Annotated in this window: 27 protein-coding genes; 4 read left to right on the top strand and 23 right to left on the bottom strand. The window is 69.7% G+C overall.

The features are described 5' to 3' along the window. Positions 1-42: 42 nt before the first annotated feature. From ACPEH1_RS11615 to hisS, 15 genes are all read right to left on the bottom strand, one after another. Positions 43-780 carry a copper homeostasis protein CutC gene (locus tag ACPEH1_RS11615; protein WP_423715813.1) on the bottom strand — a complete coding sequence of 246 codons (738 nt, stop codon included), beginning with the start codon at positions 778-780 and terminating at the stop codon, positions 43-45. A 2-nt stretch (positions 781-782) separates the two neighbouring features. Continuing rightward, positions 783-1,781, bottom strand: a complete 999-nt coding sequence (locus ACPEH1_RS11610; RefSeq protein WP_017356269.1) for a N(4)-(beta-N-acetylglucosaminyl)-L-asparaginase — start codon at positions 1,779-1,781, stop codon at positions 783-785. A 58-nt stretch (positions 1,782-1,839) separates the two neighbouring features. After that, positions 1,840-2,817: a glucokinase gene (locus tag ACPEH1_RS11605; RefSeq protein WP_017356268.1), complete on the bottom strand. Its 978-nt coding sequence runs from the start codon at positions 2,815-2,817 to the stop codon at positions 1,840-1,842. A gap of 172 nt (positions 2,818-2,989) precedes the next feature. Continuing rightward, a complete protein-coding gene (locus ACPEH1_RS11600) occupies positions 2,990-4,588 on the bottom strand; it encodes a calcineurin-like phosphoesterase C-terminal domain-containing protein (protein ID WP_423715812.1) in 1,599 nt (532 codons plus the stop codon). A 91-nt stretch (positions 4,589-4,679) separates the two neighbouring features. Continuing rightward, entirely contained in the window at positions 4,680-5,303 is a 624-nt protein-coding gene (gene hisIE / locus ACPEH1_RS11595) for a bifunctional phosphoribosyl-AMP cyclohydrolase/phosphoribosyl-ATP diphosphatase HisIE (RefSeq protein ID WP_017355830.1), read from the bottom strand. Further along, complete coding sequence (hisF, locus tag ACPEH1_RS11590) at positions 5,293-6,069, bottom strand: imidazole glycerol phosphate synthase subunit HisF (RefSeq protein ID WP_017355829.1); 777 nt, start codon at positions 6,067-6,069, stop codon at positions 5,293-5,295. The genes hisIE and hisF overlap by 11 nt, the downstream gene beginning before the upstream one ends. After that, entirely contained in the window at positions 6,063-6,797 is a 735-nt protein-coding gene (gene hisA / locus ACPEH1_RS11585) for a 1-(5-phosphoribosyl)-5-[(5-phosphoribosylamino)methylideneamino]imidazole-4-carboxamide isomerase (protein ID WP_017355828.1), read from the bottom strand. The genes hisF and hisA overlap by 7 nt, the downstream gene beginning before the upstream one ends. Next, positions 6,794-7,396, bottom strand: a complete 603-nt coding sequence (gene hisH, locus ACPEH1_RS11580; RefSeq protein WP_017355827.1) for an imidazole glycerol phosphate synthase subunit HisH — start codon at positions 7,394-7,396, stop codon at positions 6,794-6,796. Before hisH ends, hisA begins: the two co-directional genes overlap by 4 nt. After that, entirely contained in the window at positions 7,393-8,466 is a 1,074-nt protein-coding gene (gene hisB / locus ACPEH1_RS11575; protein ID WP_423715811.1) for a bifunctional histidinol-phosphatase/imidazoleglycerol-phosphate dehydratase HisB, read from the bottom strand. The genes hisH and hisB overlap by 4 nt, the downstream gene beginning before the upstream one ends. After that, positions 8,463-9,551, bottom strand: a complete 1,089-nt coding sequence (gene hisC / locus ACPEH1_RS11570) for a histidinol-phosphate transaminase (protein WP_166472912.1) — start codon at positions 9,549-9,551, stop codon at positions 8,463-8,465. Before hisC ends, hisB begins: the two co-directional genes overlap by 4 nt. Continuing rightward, on the bottom strand, positions 9,548-10,843 hold the full coding sequence (gene hisD, locus ACPEH1_RS11565) for a histidinol dehydrogenase (RefSeq protein ID WP_153164222.1): 1,296 nt from the start codon (positions 10,841-10,843) through the stop codon (positions 9,548-9,550). The genes hisC and hisD overlap by 4 nt, the downstream gene beginning before the upstream one ends. Beyond that, positions 10,840-11,751, bottom strand: coding sequence for an ATP phosphoribosyltransferase (hisG, locus tag ACPEH1_RS11560; protein ID WP_017355823.1), 912 nt, complete (start codon positions 11,749-11,751; stop codon positions 10,840-10,842). Before hisG ends, hisD begins: the two co-directional genes overlap by 4 nt. 11 nt (positions 11,752-11,762) lie before the next feature. Further along, entirely contained in the window at positions 11,763-12,083 is a 321-nt protein-coding gene (locus tag ACPEH1_RS11555; RefSeq protein WP_017355822.1) for a YerC/YecD family TrpR-related protein, read from the bottom strand. Positions 12,084-12,362: 279 nt separating this feature from the next. After that, on the bottom strand, positions 12,363-12,656 hold the full coding sequence (locus ACPEH1_RS11550) for a hypothetical protein (RefSeq protein WP_017355821.1): 294 nt from the start codon (positions 12,654-12,656) through the stop codon (positions 12,363-12,365). Positions 12,657-12,679: 23 nt separating this feature from the next. Then, positions 12,680-14,077 carry a histidine--tRNA ligase gene (hisS, locus tag ACPEH1_RS11545; RefSeq protein ID WP_017355820.1) on the bottom strand — a complete coding sequence of 466 codons (1,398 nt, stop codon included), beginning with the start codon at positions 14,075-14,077 and terminating at the stop codon, positions 12,680-12,682. Positions 14,078-14,218: 141 nt separating this feature from the next. Here hisS and ACPEH1_RS11540 point away from each other — a divergent pair, with 141 nt between their 5' ends. After that, entirely contained in the window at positions 14,219-14,980 is a 762-nt protein-coding gene (locus tag ACPEH1_RS11540; protein ID WP_423715810.1) for a Crp/Fnr family transcriptional regulator, read from the top strand. 34 nt (positions 14,981-15,014) lie between these two features. Here the strand turns inward: ACPEH1_RS11540 and thrC are convergent, their stop codons facing one another. The 5 genes from thrC to ACPEH1_RS11515 form a co-directional block, all read right to left on the bottom strand. Further along, complete coding sequence (gene thrC / locus ACPEH1_RS11535) at positions 15,015-16,307, bottom strand: threonine synthase (RefSeq protein WP_153164223.1); 1,293 nt, start codon at positions 16,305-16,307, stop codon at positions 15,015-15,017. Between the two features lie 35 nt (positions 16,308-16,342). Next, positions 16,343-17,272: a homoserine kinase gene (locus ACPEH1_RS11530; protein WP_313273878.1), complete on the bottom strand. Its 930-nt coding sequence runs from the start codon at positions 17,270-17,272 to the stop codon at positions 16,343-16,345. After that, positions 17,269-19,791: a bifunctional aspartate kinase/homoserine dehydrogenase I gene (gene thrA, locus ACPEH1_RS11525; RefSeq protein WP_168355619.1), complete on the bottom strand. Its 2,523-nt coding sequence runs from the start codon at positions 19,789-19,791 to the stop codon at positions 17,269-17,271. The genes ACPEH1_RS11530 and thrA overlap by 4 nt, the downstream gene beginning before the upstream one ends. Before the next feature lie 347 nt (positions 19,792-20,138). Continuing rightward, positions 20,139-21,086: a DMT family transporter gene (locus tag ACPEH1_RS11520; protein WP_136003954.1), complete on the bottom strand. Its 948-nt coding sequence runs from the start codon at positions 21,084-21,086 to the stop codon at positions 20,139-20,141. Positions 21,087-21,158: 72 nt separating this feature from the next. Further along, the gene (locus ACPEH1_RS11515) at positions 21,159-21,890 is read right to left on the bottom strand and encodes a helix-turn-helix transcriptional regulator (protein ID WP_136003952.1); all 732 of its coding nucleotides are present in this window, start codon (positions 21,888-21,890) and stop codon (positions 21,159-21,161) included. 117 nt (positions 21,891-22,007) lie between these two features. Here ACPEH1_RS11515 and ACPEH1_RS11510 point away from each other — a divergent pair, with 117 nt between their 5' ends. Further along, entirely contained in the window at positions 22,008-22,487 is a 480-nt protein-coding gene (locus ACPEH1_RS11510) for a GNAT family N-acetyltransferase (protein ID WP_423715809.1), read from the top strand. 7 nt (positions 22,488-22,494) lie between these two features. Here the strand turns inward: ACPEH1_RS11510 and ACPEH1_RS11505 are convergent, their stop codons facing one another. Further along, on the bottom strand, positions 22,495-22,782 hold the full coding sequence (locus tag ACPEH1_RS11505; RefSeq protein WP_017356220.1) for a hypothetical protein: 288 nt from the start codon (positions 22,780-22,782) through the stop codon (positions 22,495-22,497). Between the two features lie 219 nt (positions 22,783-23,001). On the opposite strand from ACPEH1_RS11505, the gene ACPEH1_RS11500 reads away from it, so the two are divergent. Beyond that, a complete protein-coding gene (locus ACPEH1_RS11500; RefSeq protein ID WP_017356219.1) occupies positions 23,002-23,259 on the top strand; it encodes a hypothetical protein in 258 nt (85 codons plus the stop codon). Between the two features lie 73 nt (positions 23,260-23,332). On the opposite strand, the gene ACPEH1_RS11495 is transcribed toward ACPEH1_RS11500, so the two are convergent. Together ACPEH1_RS11495 and ACPEH1_RS11490 are read right to left on the bottom strand one after the other, a co-directional pair. Continuing rightward, entirely contained in the window at positions 23,333-23,782 is a 450-nt protein-coding gene (locus ACPEH1_RS11495; protein ID WP_017356218.1) for a PA2169 family four-helix-bundle protein, read from the bottom strand. A gap of 209 nt (positions 23,783-23,991) precedes the next feature. Further along, positions 23,992-25,209, bottom strand: coding sequence for a hypothetical protein (locus ACPEH1_RS11490; RefSeq protein WP_423715808.1), 1,218 nt, complete (start codon positions 25,207-25,209; stop codon positions 23,992-23,994). A 53-nt stretch (positions 25,210-25,262) separates the two neighbouring features. Here ACPEH1_RS11490 and ACPEH1_RS11485 point away from each other — a divergent pair, with 53 nt between their 5' ends. Then, positions 25,263-25,724, top strand: coding sequence for a hypothetical protein (locus ACPEH1_RS11485; protein ID WP_423715807.1), 462 nt, complete (start codon positions 25,263-25,265; stop codon positions 25,722-25,724). Positions 25,725-26,002 lie beyond the last annotated feature (278 nt).

Raw genomic sequence — 26,002 nt, 5'->3', positions numbered from 1 at the left:
GCCGTTTTTGTTGTCGCAGCGGGCCGATGTCTCCGCGCGGGTCTACCCTGCGCGTGCGTCCAGCGCGGCGCGCAGCGCCGCCACTTCCGCGGCATCGGTGGCGATCCAGTCCGGCGACAGCCCGGTCAGCGCCGGGTTGTGGTGGCGCATGGCCGAGCGTTGCACGGCCTTGGCGGACGCATGCAGTTCCGTACAGCCGCTGCGGGCGGCAACGGCGGCAATGTTGCCGGCGTTGAGCCCTGCCCCGGCCATCACGCCGATGCGTCCGTTCGCCTGCGCGACCAGTGCGGCCAGCACCGCGGCCCCTGTCTCCGCGTTGGCCTGGCCGCCGGACGTCAGCACCCGCTGGCAGCCCAGTGCGATGACCTGCTCCAACGCGCGGGGCAGATCGCGCGCGGCATCGAACGCGCGATGGAAAGTCACCTGGAGCGGGCCGGCGGCCTGCACCAGCGCGCGGCACAGCGCCTCGTCGATGTCACCCTCGGCATCCAGCGCGCCGATCACCACACCATCGCAGCCCAGTGCACGGCAATAGGCGATATCGCGCAGCATGATCTCCGCGTCAAGCGCGCCGTAGTGGAAGTCGCCGGGACGCGGCCGGATCAGCACGAACAGCGGAATGCGCAGCTGCTCGCGCGCCACCGCGATGCTGCCGTGCGACGGCGTGGTGCCGCCTTCGGCAAGATTGTCGAACAGCTCGATCCTGTCCGCGCCACCCTGCTGCGCGGCGAGCGCCGACGCAACCGAGTTGGAGGCGATCTCCAGCAGCCGGCGCGCCATGCTCAGCGCTGCTCGCTGGTATAGACCGACGCCGAGTCGCGCAGGTCATCCTGGCGGTCCTTGTCGCACACCGCGTAGACGAAGCCCCGGTGCAGCGCGTACGCGCCGACCTCCCCATGCCGGTCCATCGCCAGGAAACATACCTGCAGGGTCCTGCTGGCCTCCGGGCGCTTGCGCACCAGCCGTGCGATCGCTTCGCGGCACGCCTGTGCCGGCGACCGGCCCTGGCGCATGAGCTCCACCACCAGGAACGAGGCGGCATTGCGCATCATCTCCTCGCCGACGCCCGACGCCGTGGCGCCGCCGACCTCGTTGTCCACGTACAGGCCGGCGCCAATGATCGGGCTGTCACCGACACGTCCATGCAGTTTCCAGGCCATGCCGCTGGTGGTGCAGGCGCCAGCGAGGCGACCGTGGGCATCGATGGCGAGCATCCCCAGCGTGTCATGGTTGCTGCTGTCGCCGGGGCGGCCGCGCCGCTCCACGTTGATCTCGGGCGTGTACTGTGCGGTCTTCAACCAGTCGCGCCACGCCTTTTCGGCAGCCGGGGTGAGCAGCTTCTGGCGCTCGAAGCCCTGTTCCACCGCAAACTGCTGTGCGCCCTGCCCGACCAGCATCACGTGCGGCGTGTTTTCCATCACTTTGCGTGCCACCGACACCGGATGCAGGATGTCGGTCAGGGCAGCTACCGAGCCACAGCGGCCGTCGCCGTCCATGATGCTGGCATCCAGGCTGAGCACACCATCGCGGTCGGGGTTGCCGCAGCGCCCCACCGTGGGGTTGCACAGTTCGCTTTCGGCCCAGCGCGCGCCGGCCTCCACCGCATCCAGCGCGGTGCCCCCGGCCGACAGCACCGTCCATGCCGCCTGGTTGGCGCCCACGCCGAAATCCCAAGTGGACACCACCCGCGCGCCACTGCGGCGCTGCGCGCCTGCGTGCGGCAACACCAACCCACCGGCGGCCAGCGCCCCGGCCTGGAGAAACTGCCTGCGATCGGTCATGCCCACCCCTCCCTGCACTGCCTGTCGTCATCCCGCCGCACCGCGCGGCGGGAGTGCCTCACGCAACGGCGCGGCCGCGCCGTGCGTCGTGCCACACCGCCGCGCCGAGCATGCCCAGCTCGCCGTGGTCCACCCGCCACACCGGCACCTGCGCCAGCACACCGCTCATCACCCCCTTCGACAGGAAGCGCGCGCGGAAGTCACCGGCATGCAGGAAGGTGGCGATGCGGGTGGGAATGCCGCCGGCCAGGTACACCGAACGCGCGCCGAAGGTGATCGCCAGATCACCGGCCAGACTGCCCAGCCACGCGCTGAACACCTGCAGCGTTTCCACCGCCAGTGCGTCGTCGCCGGCCTGCGCGGCGGCGATCAGGTCTTCGGTGGTCTGCCAACGCGGCGTCACGCCGCGGATGCCGCACAGACACGGGTACAGGTTCATCAGGCCGCTGCCGGACAGGATCCGCTCCTGGTCCACATGCGCCCAGCGCTGCTGCATCTGGCGCAGGATCTCCAGTTCCAGCGCATTGCCGGCGGTGAGCGCGGCGTGCCCTGCTTCGCTGGCCAGCACCGGCTGGTCGCCGCCCTGGAAGCGCAGTGCCGCACCCAGCCCGGTGCCGGGGCCGAGCACCAGCGCCGGCCAAGGCGAGGCGACGACCGGCTCGCCGTTGAGCGCCACCAGGGTGTCCGGCTGCACGTGCGGAATGGCGTAGGCCACCGCTTCGAAATCGTTGATCAGCGCCAGCGAGCGCAGACCGGCCTCGGCCCGCGTGGCCGCCACCGATACAGGCCAGGCCAGGTTGGTGTTGACCAGGTGGTCGCCTTCCAGCAGCCCGGCGATCGCCACGACGGCGGTGTCGACCGGACGCAGGGCGGCGCGCGTGAAGTCGGCCAGGATCGCCGCCAGGCTGGCGTAATCGGCACAGCGGTACTGCCGCAGCCCGCTCAGGCGCGGCGGCAGACCCGCCTGCACCTCGGCAAGCCCGAGGCGTGCGAACGTGCCGCCGACATCGGCAACGATGATCGGATCATGGCGCATGGCCGGACCGGGCGTCGCACGGGACGAATCGGAAGGGAGCGGGACATGCCCGGAAAACGGTGCCGCAACGCTCACTCGCAGGCCTTGGCTGGGATCGAATCAATCCGGGCGATTTTCGGCGATCGCCCGGGGTTTGCAAAGCGGCGCCTGCCGTACAGGGGCGTATGCCAGCTCAGGGCGAGGCGACCTGCAGGCGATAAGTGGTGCTGGCGGTGGCGGTGGGGCCATCGTCGTGCACCGCGCGCACCTCGACTTTGTGCGCGCCGGCCGCCAGGTCGGTAGGCAGCGCCCCGCGCCACAGGTGCGGCGAGGGCGTGGCCTCCGGCGAGCGGTCGAAGCCGCGCAGACGTTCGGCGGTGTCGTCGGCGACATTCTCTTCCAGCAGGCGCGGGTCCGGCTGCACCACGCGCTTCATCGGCTGCCACGCGCCGTCATCGACGCGGTATTCGACCAGGGTGTCGTCCTGGCCCATGAACACATTGGCGTAAACGCCCCAGGCCGGATATGCGCCCTTGCGCAGCACGCGCGGCGCATGCAGTGCGATCTGGTAGTCATCCGGCGCACGCGCCACGTAGTAGCGCAGGGCATAGTCGCCAGCCGGCTTGACCGACAGCACGGCGTAGCCGTTCGGGGTGCCATCGCTCATGGTCGCGTCGGGGATGCCGTTGCTGTCTTTGACCCCCGACCAGAACGCACCGCAGGCCGCACCGACGTTGTACTCGTGCAGGGGCTTGGCGCCCTGCCAGCCCTCGGCGGCGCTGTGGTAATAGTGCCGCTGGGTGTGGCTGTGGCCGCTCAGCACCAGCACGTTGGGGAAGTCCTTGAGCAGCGCGAACAGGCGCTTGCGGTCGGCGTGGCGGAAGGTCTCGCGGCCCGGTTCGGCATCGAACAGCGGGATGTGCATGCCCAGAACGACCAGACGGTCGCGCGGCAGGCCCTTGAGGTAGTTGCCGAGGAAGGTGAACTGGTCCGCGCGCAGGCCGCCGATGTACTTCGGCCGCGCGGTGGGGTCGTAGACCACGTCGTCGAGGAACACGAAACTGGCGCCGCCCTCTTCCACCGCGTAGGTGTCCGGCCCGTACACCGCGCGCCAGCTGTCCAGCGAATGGCGGTCGTCGCCGGCGTCCATGTCCAGGTCGTGGTTGCCCGGCACGTGGAACCACGGCACCTGCAGCTGCGCGGTGACCTTGTTGATGGCCGGGTACAGCGACAGGTCGTCGTTGACGATGTCGCCCAGCGTGGTGCCCAGCCGCGCCGGGTGCTTGCCGACGATCGGCTCGACGATGGCGCGCTGGTAATACCCGATGTCCTGGCGGCTGGCGGTCTGCGAGTCGGAGAACACCAGCATCTCGAAGCCATCGCGGGCCGAGGCGGCGTCCTCGACCGGCTCCAGCGCGAAATCCCAGTGGCGGGTGCCGGCGCCGGTGGCGGCGATGCCGTCGTACTTCAGCCTGGGCGAGCCCTGTGGCGCGTAGTGACGCCAGTAACCCGGCAGGCCGTTGGACGCCGCCGGGAACCGGTATTCATCCGGTTTGATCACGAAGACCGTCTGGCCGTCGCGCACCGGCAACGCATAGCTTCCGTCGGCGGCGGTCCGCACGATGGTCTCGCCGTTGGACACCTGCACGCCTGCCAGGCCCGGATCGGTGGGGCCGCGCCCCGGCTTGCCGTCGCGCTCCTGATAGACCTTGCCGGTCACGGTCACCTCGGCAGCCCAGGCAGGGGCGGTCGTCAACAGCAGGCAGGCCAGCCAGGCAGCAGTGCGGGTCATCGAGGGGGTTCCGTTCGGGGTGGGCGATTGTAAAGCCGCACATCATCCCCTGCGGTGCGTTTCACCAACGTTAAACGCACCGGTTCAACGCTCAGGCCGCGTGCCGTGCGGCCAGTACCGCCACCGCATCCTCCAGCCCGAGTCCCCGCGCACGCAGCAGCACGGTGAGGTGGAACAGCAGGTCCGCCGATTCGCCGAGCAGCGCCGCATCGTCCTGCACCACACCTGCCAGCGCGGTTTCCACGCCCTCCTCGCCCACCTTCTGGGCAATGCGACGGGTGCCTGCCTCGAACAGCGAGGTGGTGTAGCTGCCGGCCGGACGGTCCTGCGCGCGCTGCCGCACCAGCGCATCCAGCCGCCCGAGGAAGCTGCCGGGCGCCTGCGCGAAGCAGCTTTCGGCGCCGGTATGGCAGGTCGGTCCCGCCGGGCGTGCACTGACCAGCAGGCTGTCACTGTCGCAGTCCACCCGCACGGCCGTCACCGCCAGCACGTTGCCGGACGACTCGCCCTTGGTCCACAGCCGCTGCCGGCTGCGGCTGTAGAAGGTCATGTGGCCGGTCACCAGGGTGAGCTCCAGCGATTCGGCATTGGCATAGCCGAGCATCAGCACGGCCAGCGTATCGGCGTCCTGCACCACCACCGGCAGCAGGCCGTCGCCCTTGGCCCAATCCAGTGCAGCCAGCGCCTCGCGGGAGGGGAATACGTCAATAGACATCACGGACCTCGATCTGCTGCTCGCGCAGGAACTGCTTGAGTGCGGGAATGGCAATGGCGCCACTGTGGAACACGCTGGCGGCCAACGCACCGTCGACGTCGGCCTGGTCGAACACGTCGGCGAAGTGCTGCATGTCCCCGGCGCCGCCGGACGCGATCAGCGGCACCTGACACAACGCGCGTGCCTGGCGAAGCTGGGCCACGTCGTAGCCGCGGCGCACGCCATCGCTGTCCATGCAGTTCAGCACGATCTCGCCGGCACCGCGGCGCTGTGCCTCCACCAGCCAGTCCAGCGTGCGCATCGGCACTGCCTGGGTCTTGTCGGGGTCGCCGCTGAAACGGCGCACCCGCCATTGGCCATCAGGCTCGCGGACCGAATCGATGCCGACCACCACGCACTGCACGCCGAAGGCGTCGGCCAGTTCCTCGATCAATGCCGGGCGCCCGAGCGCCGGCGAATTGATCGATATCTTGTCGGCGCCGGCATACAGCACGCGGCGGGCGGTCTCCACGTCGCTGATGCCACCGGCGACGCAGAACGGAATGTCGATCAGACGTGCAATGCGCTCGATCCAGCCCACATCGACCGCACGGCCCTCCGGGCTGGCCCCGATATCGTAGAACACCAGCTCGTCAGCGCCCTGGTCGCGGTAGCGCAGGGCCAGCTCGGCGATGTCGCCCATGTCCACGTGATCGCGGAAGCGTACGCCCTTGACCACGCGGCCGTCGCGCACGTCCAGGCAGGGAATCAGCCGGCGGCTCAGCATGCCAGCGCCTCCGCCAGGCTCATGCGCCCTTCCAGCAGCGCCTTGCCCAGGATCGCGCCACCGCAGCCCACCACCTTGGCCTCGGCAACATCGGCGGCGCTGCGCACGCCGCCGGAGGCCTGCACGGCCACGCCGGGCAGCAGCGTCGACAGGTGCCGGTACAGCGCGATGTTCGGCCCGGACAGCATGCCGTCCCGGGCGATGTCGGTGCACAGCAGGTGGCGCATGCCGGCCTGCGCATAGCGCTGGGCCAGTGCATCCAGGGTCACGTCGGCGGTCTCGGTCCAGCCGTGCACCGGCAGCAGCCAGCGGCCGTCGTCGGCCTGCCGGGCATCGAGTGCGATCGTCAGCCGCTCCGCGCCGAACTCACGCAGCCAGCCGATCACCGTATCCGGTTGGCGTACCGACACGGAGCCGACCACCACGCGGGCAGCGCCCGCCTGCAGGAGGCGGGCGACATCCTCGCGCGAGCGCACGCCCCCGCCGGTCTGCACCTTCAGCCCGGTCTGCGCGGTGATCGCCGTGAGCAGGGGCGAGAGGGTGTAGCCGCCGGCACGGGCGGCGTCGAGGTCGACCAGGTGCATCCAGCTCGCGCCGGCGTCCGCAAAGACCTGCGCGCGCGGCAGCGGGTCGTCGCCATAGGTGGTCTGCCGGGTGTAATCCCCCTGCAGCAGGCGCACCACGCGGCCGTCGCGGATGTCCAGTGCGGGATAGACGATGAAACTCATGGGGAGGCGTTCTCGATGAAGTTGCGCAGGATCCGGGCACCGGTGGCGGCCGACCGTTCGGGATGGAACTGCGCGCCGCTGTGGCGGCCGCGCTGCACCACCGCCGCGAACAGGCCGCCGTGGTCGCATGCTGCCACGGTGTGTTCGTTCAATGGCGCGGCGTAGCTGTGCACGAAGTAGGCACTGGCACGATCGGCCACGCCGTGCATCAGCGGCGCATCGCGCAGCGGCAGCAGGCGGTTCCAGCCCATGTGCGGCACCCGGATCCCGGTGGCCGGATGCAGGTGGCGGACGACGCCGGGCAGCAGCCCGAGGCACTCGACATGGCCTTCTTCGGAGCCTTCAAACAACAGCTGCATGCCCAGGCAGATGCCCAGCAACGGCACCTCCAGTTCACGCAGGGGTTGCACCAGCCCCTGCGCATGCAGGCGCGCCATGCCATGCGGCGCGGCACCCACACCGGGCAGAATCACCCGCGACACGCCGCGCAGGCCGGCCGCGTCGCGCACCAGTCGCACGCGCGCGCCAAGCCGTTCCAGCGCATAACGGACCGAGCCGAGATTGGCGCCGCCGGCATCGATCAGGGCGATTTCGCTCACAGCGCCCCCTTGGTACTGGGCATCGCGCTGCCCTGCCGTGGCAAGGCCTGGCGAAGGGCGCGCGCAAGTACTTTGAAGCACGCCTCGACTTTGTGGTGGTCGTTGTCGCCTTGCACGCGGAGGTTGAGGTTGAGCCCGGCCGCGTCGCACAGCGAGCGGAAGAAGTGGGGTACCAGCTCGGTGGGCATGTCGCCCACACGTTCGCGCTTGAAATCGCCCTCGAACACGAAGTACGGCCGGCCGCTGAAATCCAGCGCGGCGCTGGCCAGGGTCTCGTCCATCGGCAGGGTAAAGCCATAGCGGCCGATGCCGCGCTTGTCGCCCAGCGCCTCGCGCAGGGCCTGGCCCAGGGCCAGACCGGTGTCCTCGATGGTGTGGTGCTCGTCGATATGCAGGTCACCCTCGGCGTGCACGGTCAGCGCGAACCCGCCGTGCTTGCCGATCTGCTCCAGCATATGGTCGAAGAACGGCAGACCGGTATGGATCTGCGGTTCGGCGACGCGGTCCAGATCGACCTCGACGCGGATGCGGGTTTCCCTGGTAGTGCGCTGCACTGTCGCCCGGCGTGGCGCGTCGGCCAGCTCGTGCGCAATGCCGTTCCAGTCCCACTCGCCGCCGAACTGTGCGGTGCGCAGCTGGAAACCGCGGACGTTCATGTTCTGCGCGAACTGGATGTCGGTGGGGCGGTCGCCGACCATCGCCGAGCGCGCCCAGTCGATGCTGCGGTCCTGCAGATAGGGCAGCATCAGGCCAATGCCGGGCTTGCGCGTCGGCGCATTGTCGTGCGGCCAGGTGCCATCGATGAGCACGTCACGGAACACGATGCCCTGGCTGGCGAAGATCTGCAGCATCAGGTCGTTGGGGCCGTCGAAGCTGGCCTGGGGATAATCTTCGCTGCCCAGCCCGTCCTGATTGCTGACGATCACGAACTGATAGCCGGCGTCACGCAGTTTGAGCATCGCCGGGATCACATCGCGGACGAAGCGCAGCTTCTCGTAGGCATCGATCTGGAAATCGGCTGGCTCCTCGATCAGGGTACCGTCGCGGTCGACAAACAGAATCGGGGTCATGCGGCAGCCCTCCGGGCAATCAGGGCGGCAAGCACGCGGTCGTTCTGCTCCGGGCTGCCAATGGTGATGCGCAGCGCATCGCCGAGCTGGGGCGCGGCACGCTGGTCGCGCACCACCACACCGGCGGCGAGCAGCGCATCGAACGCAACCTGTGCATCGGCAAAGCGCACGAGCAGGTAGTTGCCCTGCGAGGGGTACACGCGCACCACGCCGGGCAGCACGGCCAGGCCAGCCTGCAGACGCGCGCGTTCGGCCTTGACCTGTGCGATGCGCTGGCCGGTGACGGCCAGGGATTCCGGCTCAAGACCGGCCAATGCCAGATCCGCACAGGGGGCCGGCACCGGGTAAGGCGCCTGGCAGCGGCGCAGCAGCTGGATCAGCGCGGCATCGGCGATCAGGCTGCCGATGCGGGCGGCCGCCAGCGCGTGCGCCTTGGACAGCGTCCGCAGCACGGCGATGTTGTCGTGGCGGCTCAACAGCGTCGTGGCAGACGGCTGCTCCGCATACTCGCCATAGGCCTCGTCCACCACCACCAATGCTCTGCCCTGCAGCGCCGTCGCGACACGCTCGATCTCGGCCAGCGCGATCGTGCTGCCGGCCGGATTGGATGGCGAACACAGGAACACCAGCTTGGCGTTGCCGCCCAATGCGGCAGCGATCACCGCGTCGATGTCGGCGTCCAGCGCGTCGCCGCGGTCTATCAGCGGCACTTCGACCAGCGGCGCGTTCTGCAGCCGCGCGCACACCGCGTACATGCCGAACACCGGCGGGGTGGTCACCACCGCGTCGCGGCCCGGCTCGCACAGGGCGCGCACCAGCAGATCGATGGCTTCGTCGCTGCCGCGCCCGATCAGCAACTGCTCGGGCGCGCAGCCATACAGAGCGGCCAGCCGCTCGCGCAATGCCGCCGGCTGCGGGTCCGGATAGCGCCGCGCGCCACCGGCCACGTCGGCCGGGTTGGCCCACGCCGATTCGTTGGCGTTGAGCCACACATCGCCCACCAGCGCACTGCTGCGTGCCGACGAGTAGCCCGCAAACGCCTGCAGATCGTCGCGCACCAGCGACAGGATGGAGGCAGCGTTCATGCGGCCGCCTCCATGCGCAGCGTCACCGCGTTCTCGTGCGCGTCCAGGCCTTCGGCGCGGGCAAGGATGCGCGCGCATTCGCCGATCGCGGCGATGCCCGCAGGCGTGGCCGACTGCACGCTGATCAGGTTCTGGAAGCTGGCCACGCTCACGCCGCTGTAGGCACGCGCGGCGCCGGCGGTGGGCAGCACGTGGTTGGTGCCGCTGCAGTAGTCGCCCAGCGCTTCGGGGGTGTAGTCGCCGAGGAACACCGAGCCGGCCGCCTCGACCTTGTCCAGCCAGGCACGTGGTTCGCGCAGCGCCAGGATCAGGTGTTCGGGCGCGTAACGGTTGCTGATCTCGAAGGCCTGCGCCAGGGACTCCACCTGGATCAGGCGCGATGCCTGCAATGCCTGCACCGCGATCGACGCGCGCGAGAGGCGGCCGAGCTGGTCGTCGACCGCCGCCGCCACCCTGGCGAGCATGGCCGGATCATCGGTGAGCAGCAGCACCTGCGAATCCGGGCCGTGCTCGGCCTGCGAAAGCAGGTCTGCGGCGACGAATGCGGGGTTGGCGCCGGCATCGGCGATCACCAGCACTTCAGAGGGACCGGCGGGCATGTCGATGGCCGCCGCACCGTCCTGCGCCACCTGCTGTTTGGCCTCGGTGACGAAACTGTTGCCCGGCCCGAACAGCTTGTCGCAGGCCGGTACGCTCTCGGTGCCGTAGGCCATTGCGGCGATGGCCTGTGCGCCGCCGAGCGTGAACACGCGGTGCACCCCGGTCAGGCGCGCGGCCACCAGCACTGCCGGATCGGCGCTGCCGTCGCTGCGCGGCGGCGTACACAGCACCACTTCGCGGCACCCGGCCAACCGCGCCGGCACCCCCAGCATCAGCGCGGTGGACGGCAACGGCGCGCTGCCGGCCGGCACGTACAGGCCGACCCGGCCAATCGGCCGCACCACGCGCTCGCAGCGCACCCCGGGAGCGGTATCCACCGCATAGCCCTGGCTCATGCCGGCCTGGTGGAACATCGCGATGCGTGCGGCGGCCTCGCTCATCGCCTTGCGCAGGTCGGCCGACACCGCCCGCTCGGCGGCGGCGAACTCGGCCTCGCCGACCTCGAAGGTTGCCGGGGCCACGCCATCGAAGCGCAGGCTGATTTCGCGCAGCGCCGTATCGCCGTCGGCGCGTACCGCCGCGATCAGCGACGCCACCGATTCACGGGTGCGTGCCGCTACGGCCTGCACGGGGCGCTGCAGCGCCTGCGCCTGGGCATCGGCATCCAATTGGGACCATTGCAGACGATTCATGCCAGCGACCGCTCCACGCTCAACACCATCAACCCCTGGGCGCCAGCGCGCTCCAGCTCCTCCAGCCGCTGCCAGGTCAACGCACCGTGGCACATGGTCTGCAGGCGCAGGTGTCCACCGTCGTCGGGCAGGTGCACCAGCGGATCGGCATCGGGCAGCAGCCGGCTCAGCTCGGACACGCGGTCGCGTGCGGCGCGGAACATCAGCAGCTTGCTGTCCTGCACGTTGACCACTGCATCGAGCCGGCGCAGCAGCATTGCCATCAGGCCGGCGCGCGCGTCGTCGGGTGTCCGCACCGGACCGGCCAGCACCGCCTCGCTGTCCAGCAACGTTTCCACCGGCGTCAGCTGGTTGGCGGCCAACGTCGCGCCGCTGGAGACCAGGTCGCAGATCAGGTCGGCCGTGCCGAGGCGCGGGGCGATCTCGACCGAGCCGGACAGCTCCACCACCTGCGCGTCGATGCCGCGCGCCTCCAGCCAGTCGGCCAGGATCGCCGGATAGCTGGTGGCGATGCGCTTGCCGGCCAGCGTGGCCACGCCCTGCCACTCCCATTCCTCCGGCACGGCGAGCATCAGCCGGCACTGGCCGAAGTTGAGCCCGCGCAGGGCCTGATAAGCCTGCGGCAACCCGATCCGGCGACGGGCGGCGCCCTGCTCGTCCAGTTCGTTGCGGCCGACGATGCCGAAATCGCAGACGCCGTCAGCGATCAGGCCGGGAATGTCGTCGTCGCGCACCAGCAGCAGGTCCACCGGCAGCGATTCGCCATAGCAGAACAGCTTGTCACGGCTCTGCCGCCAGCTCAGCCCGCAGGCGGTCAGGAGGCTGCGGGCAGGCTCGGCCAGCCGCCCGTTCTTCTGGATGGCAATACGCAGCCGGTCGCGTGCCGGGGCAGTCTGGGTTGCACTCATGGGGAGGGTCTCTACGTGGATTCGGAGGTGGACGCAGTGGCGGCAACGGCAGCGGCATAGCCGCCGTGTCCATGCTCCAGCGAACGCGCGACACGGCCGGTGGTGGTCACGCTGACGCCTGTCAGTTCATGGATTTCGCGATACGGCACGCCCTGCTGCAGCAGCGGCACCACCTTCCAGCGGTCCGACAGCGCCTCCAGTTCGGCCGGGGTGCACAGGTCGCGCAGGAACGCGGTCACCTGTGCCGGACTGGACAGCGCAGCGAACGCGCGGGCCAGCGCCGACAGGTCGGCCTGGGCATCTTTTTCACGGGGGATAGGGCGTAGTTTCATCGTATGAATGTAATAGCGCGCTAATACATTAGCGCAAGTAAACGACCGCGGTCAAACGCCGACGGGTGCGGACCGGGAAGGATTCAGGTGTGGGGGAGCGCCGGGCGCTGGCCAGCGGGCCGCGCAGGGCGTAGGTGCTCAGGGGGTGCGATGGCGGACGGGAGCGCCGCCTAGCAACGGGCGGCTCGACCGGACGTGGTGCCAGGGTATCGGGGGGCGGCGGTGCCGAGGGGTCGAAGAACGATGGCGGATGACAGATAAGCCGACCGACGGTCCGCTCTACCGGGGGGTGCGCTGGCAGCGCACCTCGGCGCGCAGGGCGCCGCTGCGCAGGCATTCGCCGAACAGACTGCCCTGGCGGCTGGGAATGGGCTGCAGCGCTTCCAACGGGCCGGCCCGGCCGCCGCACGTCCGCGCGGCGAGGGCTTCCAGATCCAGCTCCAGCGGATTCCGCCGCGGCGGCGCCGGGAGGAGAACATGGCAGCGGTCCGCCTCCAGCCGGTAGTGTCCCGGCCCGATGCGCTGGCTGTGCAGCGCCGGGTCGCTCTGGCACCCGGTCAGCAGGAGTGCCATCAGCGCCCCGGCCGCGGCCTGCCTCACGGCATGACCTTGGCCTGTTCCAGCTCCACCTGGAGGGCGCTGGCCAGTTCCTCGCGGGCAACCTCGAACTGCTGCTCGCGCAGCAGGTCCTTGACCGCGACCACGCCGCGCGCCAGCTCGTCCTCGCCGGCCAGCACCACGAAACGGATGCCCGCCTTGGCGGCGTACTGGAACTGCTTGCCGATCTTCTTCGGCTCCATCTGCACTTCGGCATTGATGCCGCCGGCACGCAGGCGGCGGGCGATGTCCAGCGACTGGGCCAGACCGTTGTCGTCCATCAGCGCCACCAGCGCATGCACGCTGCTGTCCTCGATGCCGGCGATCAGCCCGGCTTCGCGGAGCTGCCAGAACAGGCGGGTCAGGCCGATCGAGATGCCCACGCCGGGCAGACGCGACTTGCTGTAGTGGCTGGCCAGGTCTTCATAGCGGCCGCCCGAGCAGATCGACCCGATCTGCGGGTGGTCGGTGAGCGTGGTCTCGTAGACGGTACCGGTGTAGTAATCCAGGCCGCGGGCGATGGAGAAATTCAGGCAGTACGCGGTCTCCGGCACGCCCAGCGCCTTGACCAGCTCCAGCACCTCGCGCAGCTCGGCCACGCCGGCCTTGAGCATGTCGCTGGCGGCCGGGTCGGCCAGCAGTGCATCCAGCTGCGCCAGCGCATCGGCGTGGCTGCTGGAGCGCACCGCGACGAACGCCAGGATCCGCTCGACCTGCCCGGCCGGAATGCCGAAGCCCTCGCCCACCAGTGTCTCGCGCACGTAGTCCGGGCCGCGTTTGTCCAGCTTGTCCACTTCGCGCAGCACCGCCAGCTGGCGTTCGCCATCGGCCACGCCCAGGCTTTCGAAGAAGCCGCGCAGCAGCTTGCGGTTGTTCAATTGGATGCTGAAATCACCGATGCTCAGTTCGGCGAACACCGCGTGGATCACGGCCAGCACCTCGGCGTCGTAGCGCACGCTCAGGCTGTCCTTGCCGATCACATCGATGTCGCACTGGTAGAACTCGCGGAAACGCCCGCGCTGGGCGCGCTCGCCGCGGTACACGCGCTGCATCTGGTAACGGCGGAACGGGAAGGTCAGGTCGTGCTCGTGCTCGGCCACGTAACGCGCCAGCGGCACGGTCAGATCGAAACGCAGGGCCAGTTCCGGCAGGCTCCGGTCGCCCGCTTCGGCCGCATTGGCCAGCGCGCCGGTGGACTGCACGAAATACACCTGGCGCTCGGTCTCGCCACCGGACTTGGTCAGCAGCACGTCGGACAGCTCGAACACCGGCGTCTCCACCGGCAGGAACCCGAACCGCTCGTAGTTGCGGCGGATGACGTCCAGCATGCGCTGGAACGCGATCTGCTCACGCGGCAGCAATTCCATGATGCCGGGCGGCGTACGGGGCTTGATCACTTGCGGGACTCCTGCAAAACGGGGGGATGAGCGAGCTGCGTATTCTAGCCGCAGCCGGGCGGCGGCACCTCGTCCGGCGGGCATGGCCCGGGCCAACGACCGCATGACGTATCATAGGCAGGCCCCGCTCCCTGGTTCGACATGACCCGGCCTCACCCCGGTAACGCCCTCTCCGCCGTTGAAGACCCTGCCACGCCGGGCTGCTCGCCGCTGCGCGACTGCCTGCACTGCTCGGTGCGCCATCTGGCGGTGTGCTCGGCGCTGGCGCCGGACGAGGTGCTGGCGCTGGAGCGGGTCACCGTGTCGCAGCCGCTGCCGCTGGGTGCCAACCTGGCGCGCGCCGGCGAGCCGCGCCATCATGTCTATACCTTGACCGCCGGCGCGCTGCGCCTGGTCCGCACCCTGGCCGACGGCCGCCGTCAGATCAGCGGCTTCGTACTGCCGGGCGACTATCTCGGCCTCAGCGGCAGCGACCACCACCGCTATGACATCGAGGCCATCGCCGACAGCCGCGTGTGCCGGGTCGCCCTGCCGCAGATGAAGGACCTGCGCGCGCGCTTCCCGCACCTGGAGCGCAAGCTGCTGCAGCGCGCCTGCCAGGAGCTGGATGCCGCGCAGGACGCCGCGCTCGCGCTGGGCCGTCTGCAACCGGCCGAGAAGCTGGCCGACTTCCTGCTGCGGCTGGCCGCGCGCGAGGCACGGCTGGGGGGCGACGGGACACGCGTGACCCTGCCGATGGGGCGCGGCGACATCGCCGACCACCTTGGCCTGACGATGGAGACGGTCAGCCGCACCTTCACCAAGCTGCGCCAGCAGGGCCTGATCGCCCTGCCCCATCTGAACACTGTCGAGATCCTCGACGAAGATGCGCTGCGCCAACTGTCGGCCGACGAGACGTACTGACGCACGGCCGGGCTCCCTCCGGCGTTGACGGGCGTTACGGCTGCAGCAGCACCTCACGCAACGCGGCGTAGTCCGGCGCGCAGGGTTCGGCGCTGGCCGGGCGCTGCAGCAGCCGGGCCAATGCCGGCGGCACCTGCAGCGCACGGCCGATCAACGGCTCGACCACCCCCTCGAACTTGGCCGGATGCGCGGTGGCGGCCACCGCCCAGTCCCCCGCGACCCCCTCCGCGCGCAGGCGTTCGAGCAGGGCGACCGCCGTTGCCGTATGCGGACAGAACACCTCGCCCGCCTGCGCATACCGCCGCGCGATCAGGGCCCGGATCGCCGCATCGTCCATCGCATCGGCACGGAAGTCGGCCCGCAATGCCGTGTCGTCCTCGGCATACAACCAGCGCAGCCGTTCGAAATTGCTGGGTGCCCCCACGTCCATCGCGTTGGCCACCGTCTGCACGCTGGCGGAGGGTGCGTAGTCGGCGCCGTGGAAGTAACGCGGCAGCACATCATTGGCATTGGTGGCCAGGGCGATCCGGCCCAGCGGCAGGCCCATCGACCGCGCCAGTACCGCGGCCATCGCATTGCCCAGGTTGCCGGTGGGCACCACCAGGTTCAGTACCTGCCCGGTGGCGGCGTGGTGTTCCAGCGCGGCGTGCGCGTAATAGCTCATCTGCGGCAGCCAGCGCCCGAGGCTGATGCTGTTGGCCGAGCTCAGCGGCACCTGCGCCTGCAGCGCGCGGTCGCCCAGCGCCTGCTTGACCATCGCCTGGCAGTCGTCGAACGATCCGGCCACGCGCAGGGTGCGGATGTTGTCGCCGAAGCAGCCCAACTGGTGCGCCTGGCGTGGCGATACCCGCCCATCCGGATACAGCACCACCACCCGGATGCCCGGCTGGCGATGGAACGCGGCCGCCACGGCAGCCCCGGTATCGCCGGAGGTGGCCACCACGATCGTCAACGGGCGGGCCTGGTCGCGCTGCAGCCGGGCCAGGCTGGCGGCGAGGAAGCGTGCCCCGAAGTCCTTGAATGCCGCCGTGGGCCCGTGGAACAGTTCCAGTACGTGGTCACCCGGGGTGGACAGGGCGCGCAACGGCGCGGGGAAATCGAACGCCTGCGCGCACAGCGCCGGCAGCGCCGCGGCCAGCGCATCACCAGCGAAGTACGGGGCGAGCACTGCTGCGGCATCCTGCGCGAGGCTGCCCTGGGCGCGCCATGCCTGCGGTGCCGGACGTCGGGCGGGAACGTACAGCCCGCCATCAGGCGCAAGCCCGGCAGCAATGGCCTGGCTCAGCGAAGCGGCGGGGGCGGCATGACGGGTGGAAACGAAATTCATCGGACATCCTGGGGAAAGGGAGAGGATCGCGGCGCTCACAGCAGATGCGCGCCGGGCGCGTTCAACGGTGACACCCAGGCCTGGCTGTCGAACCCGGCATTGGCGAACGCCTGCTGCACCGCCGCCTGCGCGGCCTGCGCCGCAGCGGCATCTTCGAACCAGGCGAACACGCTGGGACCGGCACCGGAAATGCTCGCCCCCATCGCATCGGCCGCCAGCGCCGCATCGCGGGCGGCGTGGAAGCCGTCGATCAGCCCGGCACGACGCGGCTCGACCAGCACGTCGCGCAGCCCGGCGCGCACCAGCGTCGCATCGCCGGTGTAGCAACCGCTGAGGACCAGCGCGAGGTTGGCGCTCTGCGCGACAAACTCCGACAGCGCATAGGCGCCCTGCAGGGCCGCGCGTGCGCGCCGGGTTTCCAGCACCGCCTCGGGATGGACCAGCAGGCTGTGCCACCCCGCCGGCACCGGCACCGGCACCAGCCGGTCGGCCGTGCTCAGCACCACCCCGCCCAGCAGCATCGGGCCAAGGTTGTCGCCGTGGCGGCCACCGCTGGCCACCGCCTCGCCGGTCAACGCGAACGGATACAGCGCCTCGCGCGCCAGCGGCACCGCCAGCAGCGCGTTGGCGGCCACCAGCGCGGCCACGCACGATGCGGCCGAACCGCCCATGCCCGAGCCCAGCGCGATGCCCTTGTCGATCTCCACCGCGAAACCGAACGGCAGCGCCAGTGCCTCGCGCAGCGCGATCAGGGCGGCTCCGGCGGTGTTGTCTTCGGCGCGCAACGGCAGGTCGAACGGGGTGCCGCGGATGGCCGCGATGCGCACCTCGGGCGCATCGATCCGCCGCACCGTCACGGTATCGCCTATGCCGGCAATGGCATGGCCGAGAATGTCGAAGCCGACGGCCGCGTTGCCGACCGACGCCGGTGAGAACGCCCGGGCCTGGTCCGTGCCTGCGCTCACAGGCGCGCTCCTTCACCGGCGGCCACGCGCAGCAGATCGGCGAACACGCCTGCCGCCGTCACGTCCGGCCCGGCCCCCGGCCCCTGCACCACCAGCGGGTTGTCGCAGTAGCGGCGCGTGGTGAACTGCACCACGTTGTCGGTGAGCCGCAGGCCTGCGAACGCGTGCCCCGCCGGCAGTTCGACCAGCCCCACCGCCGCGCCCTCCGCCGACAGCCGCGCCACGTAGCGCAGCACCGCCCCGCGCGCCCGCGCCTGCGCCAGGCGCTCGGCGAACACCGCATCCACTGCGCCAAGCCCGGCCATGAAACCCTCCACGCTGGTCTGGCGCAGCGCTTCGGGCACCAGACTCTCCACCTGCACCTGCGCCAGGCTCAGCTCGCGCCCCGCTTCGCGTGCGAGGATCACCAGCTTCCGCGCGACGTCGACACCGGACAGATCATCGCGCGGGTCCGGCTCGGTGTAGCCCATTCCGCGCGCCTGCTCCACCAGCGCCGAGAACGGTACCTGCCCGTCGTACTTGTTGAACAGCCACGCCAGCGTGCCGGAGAAGATGCCGTCGATGGCCAGCACTTCGTCGCCGGTATCGACCAGGTCGCGCAGCGTGGTAATCACCGGCAGCCCGGCGCCGACCGTGGCTTCGTAGCGGAAGCGAGCACCGCTGGCGGCGGCGGCGTCGCGGATGGCGTGATAGCGCGCCAGCGAGCCGGCGCCGGCCTGCTTGTTCGGCGTGACCACGTGGATGCCGGCCGCCAGCCAGCCGGCGTAGCGGTCGGCAACGTCTGCGCTGCCACTGCAGTCGATGATGACCGCATGCGGCAGGTGCGCCGACAGCAGATGCGCAGTAAAGGCGTCCAGGTCGCTGGGCACGCCGCCGGCCGACAACGCCTCGCGCCACGGCCCCTGCAGGCTGCGCGGATCCAGCAGCATCCGGCTGCGCGAGGCGACCGCGCGCAGCCGCAGGTCCAGGTTGGCCCGGCCCAGCAACGACGCCTGCGCACCCTGCAACTGGTCCAGCAGCGCTGCGCCGACGTTGCCGGGGCCGATCACGCCGACCGCGAAGGTCTGCGGCGACAGCCAGAAGCCGGCGTGTGCCGCACGCAGCGCCTTGGTGGCGTGCCGGCTGTCCACCGCCACCGAGATGTTGCGCTCGGACGAGCCCTGCGCGATCGCCAGAATGTTGACCTGCGCGCGGCCGAGCGACTCGAAGAGCCGCGCGGCCACGCCGGGCTGCCCGGCCATGCCGTCGCCGACCGCTGCCAGCACGCTCACGTTGTCGGTGACCTGCACGCGCTGCACCTGGCCCAGGCTCAGCTCATGGGCGAACGCGTGCAGCAGCGCATCGCGTCCACGGGCCACTTCGGCCTGCCGGACCACGCAGCAGATCGAGTGTTCGGACGAGCCCTGCGAGATCATAACCACCGATACGTGCGCGTTGCGCAGTGCCGCGAACACGCGCTCGGCGGTGCCCGGCACGCCGATCAGGCCAGTGCCTTCCAGGTTCAGCACCGCCAGATCCGGACTCAGTGTCAGGCCTTTGATCGGGCCGGACGCGGTGCGCTCGGCCGTGATCCGCGTCCCCGGATGATCGGGCCGGAACGTGTTGCGGATGATGATCGGCAAGCCGCGCTCGATGGCCGGCGACATCGTCTGCGGATGCACCACCTTGGCGCCGAAATAGGCCAGTTCGCAGGCCTCGTCGTAGCTCAGCGCCTCCAGCTGCACGGCTTCGGGGACAACGCGCGGATCGGCCGACAGCACACCATCCACATCGGTCCAGATGTGCAGTTCATCGGCATTGAACAGCGCGGCGAAAATGGCACCGGAGTAGTCGCTGCCGTTGCGGCCGAGAGTGGTCACGCGGTCGCGCCGATCGCGAGCGACAAAGCCGGTGGCCACCACGCGGGGAGCCGGGTGCGCCACCCGCCACTGCTGCAGGCGCTGGGCGCTGACGGCCCAGTCCACATCCACGCCCAGTTCGCCGCGGTCGACCACCAGCACGTCGCGCGCATCCAGCACCTCGCACGCCACGCCGGAAGCCTGAAGGTAGTGCCCAAGCAGATGCGCCGAGTACACCTCACCCAGGCCCTGCACCCGGTCGAGCACTTCGGCCGGCAGCTCACCGATCACTGCCAGCGCGCCCAGCACTTCGGCCAACTGGTCGAAACGCGCATCCAGCCATTCCACGGTCGCACCGGCATGCTCGCCCAGCAGCGCCACGGCCGCCCCGCGGTGCCGCGCGCGCAGGTCGTGCCAGTGGTCCCGCCAGGTGGGCGCGTTGTCGGCGGCCAGCCCGGCCAGGGCGATCAGCGCGTCGGTGACCCCCTTCATCGCCGACACCACGGTGACCTGGGTCGCCTCCTCGCGCGCCAGCAGCAGGTGCGCGACATGGCGGTAGCGCTCGGCATCGGCGACCGAGGTACCGCCGAACTTGTGGACCACGGTCGCGGTGACCGCGCGCAACGGCGCGGCAGCAACAGGGGCTTCGTCGGAACAGGGGGGAACGGCGGCAGAAGACATGCTGACCTCGATTCGAGGCCCCGCGTCATTCAGGCTGAAGGCATCCCCCGCAACCTGATCTGGGTGCGGGGCCGTGGTTTTCGGAAATTACGCGAAGACGACGGGCCGCACCAGGCGAGTGGTGACGGTGGTAATGGTGGTGGTACCGGCAGCCGCGACCGGGCGACCCGCAGAGGCGGGAAGCGACGTCAGGGCGGTGGCGGTACGCAGGTCCATGCGGCAAGAAAACTACGCCGGCCCCGCGACTGTCAAGTGCTGCGTTGCAAAAAAGCCGATGCGGCCAACGCCACGCAACCTCGGCGAAACGGTTGCGAATGTGACCATCCTTGCAGCGTGCGGCCTGGCGGTCAGCCGGCGTGCTCGGCCACCGCCCGCGGCGGCCGATGCGCGTGCGCGCACAACAGCACGCCGGAGACCAGGCAGACGATCGCCACCGCCTCCATGTGCGTGGGCCAGCGTTGCTGCCAGGCGAATCCGTACAGCAGCGCGAACAGGGTCTCGAACACGATCATCTGCCCGGTGAGCGTCAGCGGCAGATGCCGGCTGGCCCGGTTCCAGCAGGCATTGCCCAGCACCGAGGCCACCACCGCCACACCGGCGCTGGCCAGCCAGAACAGGCCCCACTGTGCCGGCGGGTGCGCGGGCGTCCCGGCGAAGAAGGCAGTGGGTACCAGCAGCAGGGCCAGCGCACCGGTCGCCACGCCGGTGAGCAACGACCAGTCATGCCCGCTCAGGTCGGGACGACGCGCCAACCAGCGGCTGTTGCCAATCGAGTACACCGCCCACGAGAACAGCGCGCCAATCGCACACAGCAGGCCGAGCAGACGTTGCGCGGCCGACCCCTCCGCATGTTCGGCCTGCAGCGCTTCGTAGCCGACCAGCGCCACCCCGCACAGGCACAGCAGCAGCGCCGGTGCCAACCTGCGCAGCGGCACTGCGCCCTCCTCGCGTACGCCGGCCAGGGTGACCACCACCGGAATCAGGCCGACAATCAGTGATGCCGCCGCGCCACCGGCCCACTGCACGGCAGTGGCCAGCAGCAGGAAGTAGACCAGGTTGCCGGCCAGGCTGAGCCACAGCAGGCCCCGCCACTCGGCCATGCCCAGGCGGCCGCGCAGCTGCCGCCAGCGTGGCGCCAGCAACACCACCGCAATCAGCCCATACACCAGATAGCGGCCAGCCGACAGCTGGTCGGCGCGGAAGCTGGCCAGCATCGCCGGCGCCAGAAACACCACGCCCCACAGCGCACCGGCTGCGATGCCATTGGCGATACCCCATCCGATCGATCGATTCATGCGCCTGTGGCGGCCCTGCAGAGTCTGGACGCGGCAGTGTAGGCACGCCGCGCCTGTCCGTCTTGACCGGAACTACTGCCGCGCGTTGCGCCGCACGTCGGTCGGCGTGACGCCACACTCGCGGCGCAATGCCCGGGTCAGCGCACTCTGTTCGGAGTACCCGGCCTGCACCGCGATCTGGGCGATCGGGAGATCGCTTCCGGCCAACTGCGCACGCGCCCAGCGCAGCCGGCTGGCTGCCACCCAGGCCTGCGGCGTCAGATCAAACGCCTCGCGGAACAGCGCATGCAGCCGGCTGCCGCTGACACCGGCCTGCGCCGCCATCCGCGCGACCGGCCACGCCTGCCCCGGCTCGGCATCGATGGCGGCGCACAACGCATGCAGGCGTGCGCGCCCGCCGGCCCGCCCGAACGACTGCAGCAGCAGCGGCAGTCCGCGCCGCGCCACCGACGCCGCCACCCGCCCCTGTGCATCGCCCAGCGCAACGGCCTCGTCCACCAGCGCGCGCACCGGCCGCGACAGCGCCAAGAGCGGCTGACGCCGCCACCCCTGCAGGTCATCATCGTCCAGCAGCGCCTGCGGGCAGTCCACGATCAGGAAGCGGTTGTCGCCCCGCGCGCATTGCGCATGACCGGCATCGGGCACCACACAGGCGCCCAGCACCCGGTCCAGCATGACGCCCTTGCCCTCCAGCTCGAACGCCAGATCGCCGCGCACCGGCAGCACCCATTGCAGGAAGTCGTGGCGGTCCACGCTGGAGGTGGTGCCGTAGCTGCGGAGGTGGAAGGCGGGCGAGGCGGACATGGGGAACATCGTAGGGCGGCACGACCCAGTGTGGGCGCGGCGTCAGCCGTGCGCAAACGGCGACGGTTCCAGCCGGGCCGGTGCTATAGTCGGGCGGCCATTCACGCAGGTGCCACGATGCAGTTCCACGTCCTCAGTGAGCATCCCGAATGGATGCCCCTCCTCGCCCAGTGGTACTTCGACACGTGGGGGTGCCATGTGCCCGGGCACACGCTCGCCGATGAGCAGCAGCGACTCGAGGTGTTCCTGCAGGCAGACGAACTGCCGCTGCTGCTGGTCGCGGTGGACAACGACGTACCTGTCGGCGCCGCGCAACTGAAGTTCCACGAACGCACCGAGCGTCCAGAGCGCCTGCACTGGCTGGGCGGCGTGTACGTGGCGCCCTCGCACCGTGGCACCGGCCTGGCCGCGACGCTGATCGACACGCTGGTGGCGCGCGGCGCGGCGTTGGGCGTACGCGACCTCTACCTGCAGACCGAGGTCGATGATGGCGGCCTGTACGCCCGGCATGGGTGGCAACGGCTGGAATCGACCCGCCACGCCAGTGGCGTACCGGTACGCATCATGTGGCGCCCGCTCGCTGCGGACGCCGGCTGAGGCCGGATCAGCGGAAGCGCACCGGTTGCGGCGCCGGCCGATCGGCCAGCGAGCCCAGCGTGAAGGTGTAACCGGCCTCTTCAAGCAGCTTGCGCATGCGCAGCTCGGCGCGCTTGGGATAGGCCAGCGAGGTCGGCGCGTGCAGGGCATAGGAGGTGGACTTGCCCGGCAGCGATTCACGCGACACCGAGGACTGGTTTGTCTCGCACGCATTGGACCACAGGTCCATCAGCGCCTTGGGTCCGATGGATTGATTGTTGCCAAGACGAAGCGTCAGCCAACGCATGTGTTCCATAGGGGATCCAAAACGGTCTCTGGTTCCGAGTATGCACCAATTCCCGCACCCCCGTACGTCACCGTCGGTAACGCCCCCGGCATCGGATTTCCGACAGTCGATCTTCATGAACACGTACCCGGCGCGGGAATCAGACGAACGGTAGTTGCAACCTCTCCGGCATCGACGCACAGTGCGCCACGCCGCCCCCGCGGCAGCCCTTGGATACCACGTGCCGCCATGCCCGCCACTGCCCATCAGCAAGCGGAATTCAGGTTCGCGCGCGAGTCGCTCGCCCGGCTCTGGCGTAGCGATATGCGCCAGGCGGAGCGGTGGGCGCGGTATGACCTGATCCGTGAGCACCTGGTACGGCAGTGGCCTGCGCAGGCCACCCGGATCGACTGCATGATGCTCGACTGGGTGAGTGCGCTGCGACACCCGGCCCCCCCGGCGGAGGCGACCGATACCGTTCGCGCCGATCCGGACTGCGCCAAATGAAAACGCCCCGGCAGGCCTGCCGGGGCGTTTTCGTTGGACATCCCGCCGTGCGCCACGACGGGCGTCGGTGTGGTCAGCGCTTCATCGCATGCTTGCGGTCGCGCATCACGGCATGGCATTCCTGCACCTGCGGCAGCAGGCGCTGCACCTGGTCGCGTGCAGCCGGCGGAGTGTCGGCATCGGTCAGTGCATCCTTGAACGCCTTCAGCAGGCGGTCTTCGGACTCTTCCAGTTCGGCGACATAGCCATACTGCGTGTCGCCCAGCGTCGCACGCACCTTGCCGTAGAACTGCTGCATGCTGCCGACGAACGTGCCGTGATCGGCGGGCTTGCCACCGGCGGCGAGCACCGTCGTGCTCAGCGAACGGACGATCTCGTCCTTGACGCCGGCGATGCGGGTGAAGAGCGCCGCAAGCTCGGCGTCTTCGACCTTGCCCGCCGCCTCGGTGTAGAACGCCTTGCCGTCGCGGGCAATCTCGATGAGGTCGTTCAAGCTGTGCGTGGTCTTCGATTCAGTAGTCACTGCGGTGTACTCCAGTCTGTTCCGGGAAGCCCGTGGTGTTGCTCGGGTGGAATGACTTTTCCGCATTGCAGATGATGCCCGCGTGACACGAAAATCCTGCGATTCAGCCACGTCATCGCATCGTCTGAACCATGTTCACGCCGCGTGCCGGAGACGTGTTCGCCGCCTCCACGCGGCGGCGAACACGCCCTGCTCCCGTGTGGCGTGGACTACAGGCCGCGAAGGCCCAATGCGGACACACGGCCGAACGGCATCACCGTCAGTCTGTCGCAGTTGCCTGCACCGACGCCGGTCCACTTGCCGGACTTGACGATGCCGAAGCCGGAGTTCTGCCAAAACACCGCCGCACCGCTGTCGCCGCCGGTACAGGACAGTGCACTGCCCTCCACCCGTACCCAGTCCGGGTTGCAGGCGATGCTCGCCCCGCAGGTGCCTTCGGGTACGTGCGTCACCGACACCACCCGGCCACAGCTGTAGCCGGACACCGCGCCACGGAAGCACAGGTTTGAGTCCTCCATCGGTGCGGCATACATGAACATGATCGAGCGCTTGCCATACTCGCTGTTCGAACTGCCGAACACTTCCTGCGTCACGCCGTGTGGCGCCGGGATGGTGTGCCACTGCACGTCATGACTGCCGTCGAAAATGGCATTCTGGAACGTCAGCGGGAAGGTCACCTTGGTGTTGTTCTGGGTACTGCCGTAGTTGCCGTAGATCAGCGCATCCGGACAGTGCGCGGCGGTGATGATGCCGCGGGTGTTGGTGGCCTTGTGCAGCACGGCAAAGCCGGTGGTGCAGTAGTCATTGTTGTTCTGCAGTACCGCGCCGCCGCTGGCATTGGACGCGTTGCTTTCCCTGCCCTGCGAGTGCTCCAGCTCCACCTTCAACCCGGATACGCGCTCGATTTTCGGCAGCAGCCGCGCGTACCGGGCGGCCTCGTCGGCATTGCCTTCGATACTCACCACAACGCGGTTGTCGCCCGCGAAGCCGGTGATGCCCGATACGCCCGGAATCAGGCTGCGGATCAACGGGGCGGTGTCCTTGATCCGTGTGCGGAACTCCTCCTGGGTGAAGGTGCGTCCGACACGGAATTCCACCCGCGTCTCGCCGCTCGCCGTGCGGATCACCCGCGACGGCACCGGGCGATCGCCTTTGAGATCCACGCGGATGTACTGGTCGGGAGCGTGCATCAGCCGGATCGCGGTGAACCGCTCGGCGAACTCGCCCTGGAGATTCTCGCTGAACGGAGCCAGTTCAGCCTGGACCTGCAGCCGGCGTACCGCCTCGTCCATCGTCACCTGATCGTGGCCGGCCATGTAGGCCTTCACCGCCACCGCCAGTTCCTCGTCTGTTTCCGCGTCCTGTGCAGCGGCCACACCCGACCCTGCCACGCCCGCCACCATCAACAGCCATGCCATCCGTTTCATCTGCAGTCCTCTCATGATGTTGTCATGAGGCCCACGGCGCCGCCGCAGGCCTCGTGAAACTGCACCTTCATGTGCAGCAGAGAGAAGCTATCACTCACACCAGATGTGAAATGGGGTATCAATTGCAGAACCGGCAGGCACCCATGTCCAGGAGCGCGTACCATGCCGGCATGAACACACCCGATCCAGACCGCAGCGCGCCGCGCCTGCTGGGCTTCGACGTGCCCGATCTCCAGGCCGATGTCGATCCTGAGGAAGACGAGGCGATCACCGCGATGCTGGATGTCGAACCTTCGGCCCCGTGGCTCGTGGTCTTTCGCCGCCAGGTGGAAGCACTCAAGGGTGAGCTCGGCCTGGCCAGGGTGCTCATGTCGGGCCGGACGATCCGCTTCTACGGCTCGGTCGCCGACAGCCGCCGCCTGGCCAACGAAGTTGCCGGGCTGATTCACGATGTCACCGCCGAACTGCGCGGCAACGGCCGCACGCGCGCAGACGCGCACGCCCGTCGCGACTAGGCGGCGCACCTCCGCGCTGCGTGCGGGGCCGGCGGCTGCTCGCCGGGGGGCTCTTCGCGCGGCGGCGGGTCAGGCGGCGGATCGCGCTCGGGGGGCACTTCGTTCGGCGGCTCACGCGGTGGCGGGTCCTGCCGGATCGGTTCTTCGACCGGGGCCGGCGGCGCGGTCGGTGGCTGGCCGGGCTGTGGCACCTGCGCGACGGCATGTGACCCGGCACGGACGTGCGCGTGGGCATCGAAGACACGCATGCGCGGTACTCCTGCGGAATGAAGCACCGA

This window comes from Stenotrophomonas sp. NPDC077421 (assembly GCF_049545505.1).
GTDB lineage: Bacteria > Pseudomonadota > Gammaproteobacteria > Xanthomonadales > Xanthomonadaceae > Stenotrophomonas > Stenotrophomonas nematodicola.
Note: the sequence above shows the minus strand (reverse complement) of the source record. Positions and strands in the feature narration are given on the sequence as shown.

Excerpts from the sequence above, each read along its gene's own strand:
- ACPEH1_RS11605 (WP_017356268.1), bottom strand. The coding sequence starts at position 2,817 with ATGCGCCATGATCCGATCATCGTTGCCGATGTCGGCGGCACGTTCGCA.
- ACPEH1_RS11555 (WP_017355822.1), bottom strand. The coding sequence starts at position 12,083 with ATGAAACTACGCCCTATCCCCCGTGAAAAAGATGCCCAGGCCGACCTG.
- ACPEH1_RS11600 (WP_423715812.1), bottom strand. The coding sequence starts at position 4,588 with ATGACCCGCACTGCTGCCTGGCTGGCCTGCCTGCTGTTGACGACCGCC.
- ACPEH1_RS11610 (WP_017356269.1), bottom strand. The coding sequence starts at position 1,781 with ATGACCGATCGCAGGCAGTTTCTCCAGGCCGGGGCGCTGGCCGCCGGT.
- ACPEH1_RS11540 (WP_423715810.1), top strand. The coding sequence starts at position 14,219 with ATGACCCGGCCTCACCCCGGTAACGCCCTCTCCGCCGTTGAAGACCCT.
- hisC (WP_166472912.1), bottom strand. The coding sequence starts at position 9,551 with ATGAACGCTGCCTCCATCCTGTCGCTGGTGCGCGACGATCTGCAGGCG.
- ACPEH1_RS11500 (WP_017356219.1), top strand. The coding sequence starts at position 23,002 with ATGCCCGCCACTGCCCATCAGCAAGCGGAATTCAGGTTCGCGCGCGAG.
- hisB (WP_423715811.1), bottom strand. The coding sequence starts at position 8,466 with ATGACCCCGATTCTGTTTGTCGACCGCGACGGTACCCTGATCGAGGAG.
- ACPEH1_RS11615 (WP_423715813.1), bottom strand. The coding sequence starts at position 780 with ATGGCGCGCCGGCTGCTGGAGATCGCCTCCAACTCGGTTGCGTCGGCG.
- hisF (WP_017355829.1), bottom strand. The coding sequence starts at position 6,069 with ATGCTGAGCCGCCGGCTGATTCCCTGCCTGGACGTGCGCGACGGCCGC.
- hisD (WP_153164222.1), bottom strand. The coding sequence starts at position 10,843 with ATGAATCGTCTGCAATGGTCCCAATTGGATGCCGATGCCCAGGCGCAG.
- hisIE (WP_017355830.1), bottom strand. The coding sequence starts at position 5,303 with ATGTCTATTGACGTATTCCCCTCCCGCGAGGCGCTGGCTGCACTGGAT.
- thrC (WP_153164223.1), bottom strand. The coding sequence starts at position 16,307 with ATGAATTTCGTTTCCACCCGTCATGCCGCCCCCGCCGCTTCGCTGAGC.
- ACPEH1_RS11510 (WP_423715809.1), top strand. The coding sequence starts at position 22,008 with ATGCAGTTCCACGTCCTCAGTGAGCATCCCGAATGGATGCCCCTCCTC.
- hisA (WP_017355828.1), bottom strand. The coding sequence starts at position 6,797 with ATGAGTTTCATCGTCTATCCCGCACTGGACATCCGCGACGGCCGCGTG.
- hisG (WP_017355823.1), bottom strand. The coding sequence starts at position 11,751 with ATGAGTGCAACCCAGACTGCCCCGGCACGCGACCGGCTGCGTATTGCC.
- ACPEH1_RS11490 (WP_423715808.1), bottom strand. The coding sequence starts at position 25,209 with ATGAAACGGATGGCATGGCTGTTGATGGTGGCGGGCGTGGCAGGGTCG.
- ACPEH1_RS11505 (WP_017356220.1), bottom strand. The coding sequence starts at position 22,782 with ATGGAACACATGCGTTGGCTGACGCTTCGTCTTGGCAACAATCAATCC.
- ACPEH1_RS11520 (WP_136003954.1), bottom strand. The coding sequence starts at position 21,086 with ATGAATCGATCGATCGGATGGGGTATCGCCAATGGCATCGCAGCCGGT.
- ACPEH1_RS11515 (WP_136003952.1), bottom strand. The coding sequence starts at position 21,890 with ATGTCCGCCTCGCCCGCCTTCCACCTCCGCAGCTACGGCACCACCTCC.
- ACPEH1_RS11550 (WP_017355821.1), bottom strand. The coding sequence starts at position 12,656 with ATGGCACTCCTGCTGACCGGGTGCCAGAGCGACCCGGCGCTGCACAGC.
- thrA (WP_168355619.1), bottom strand. The coding sequence starts at position 19,791 with ATGTCTTCTGCCGCCGTTCCCCCCTGTTCCGACGAAGCCCCTGTTGCT.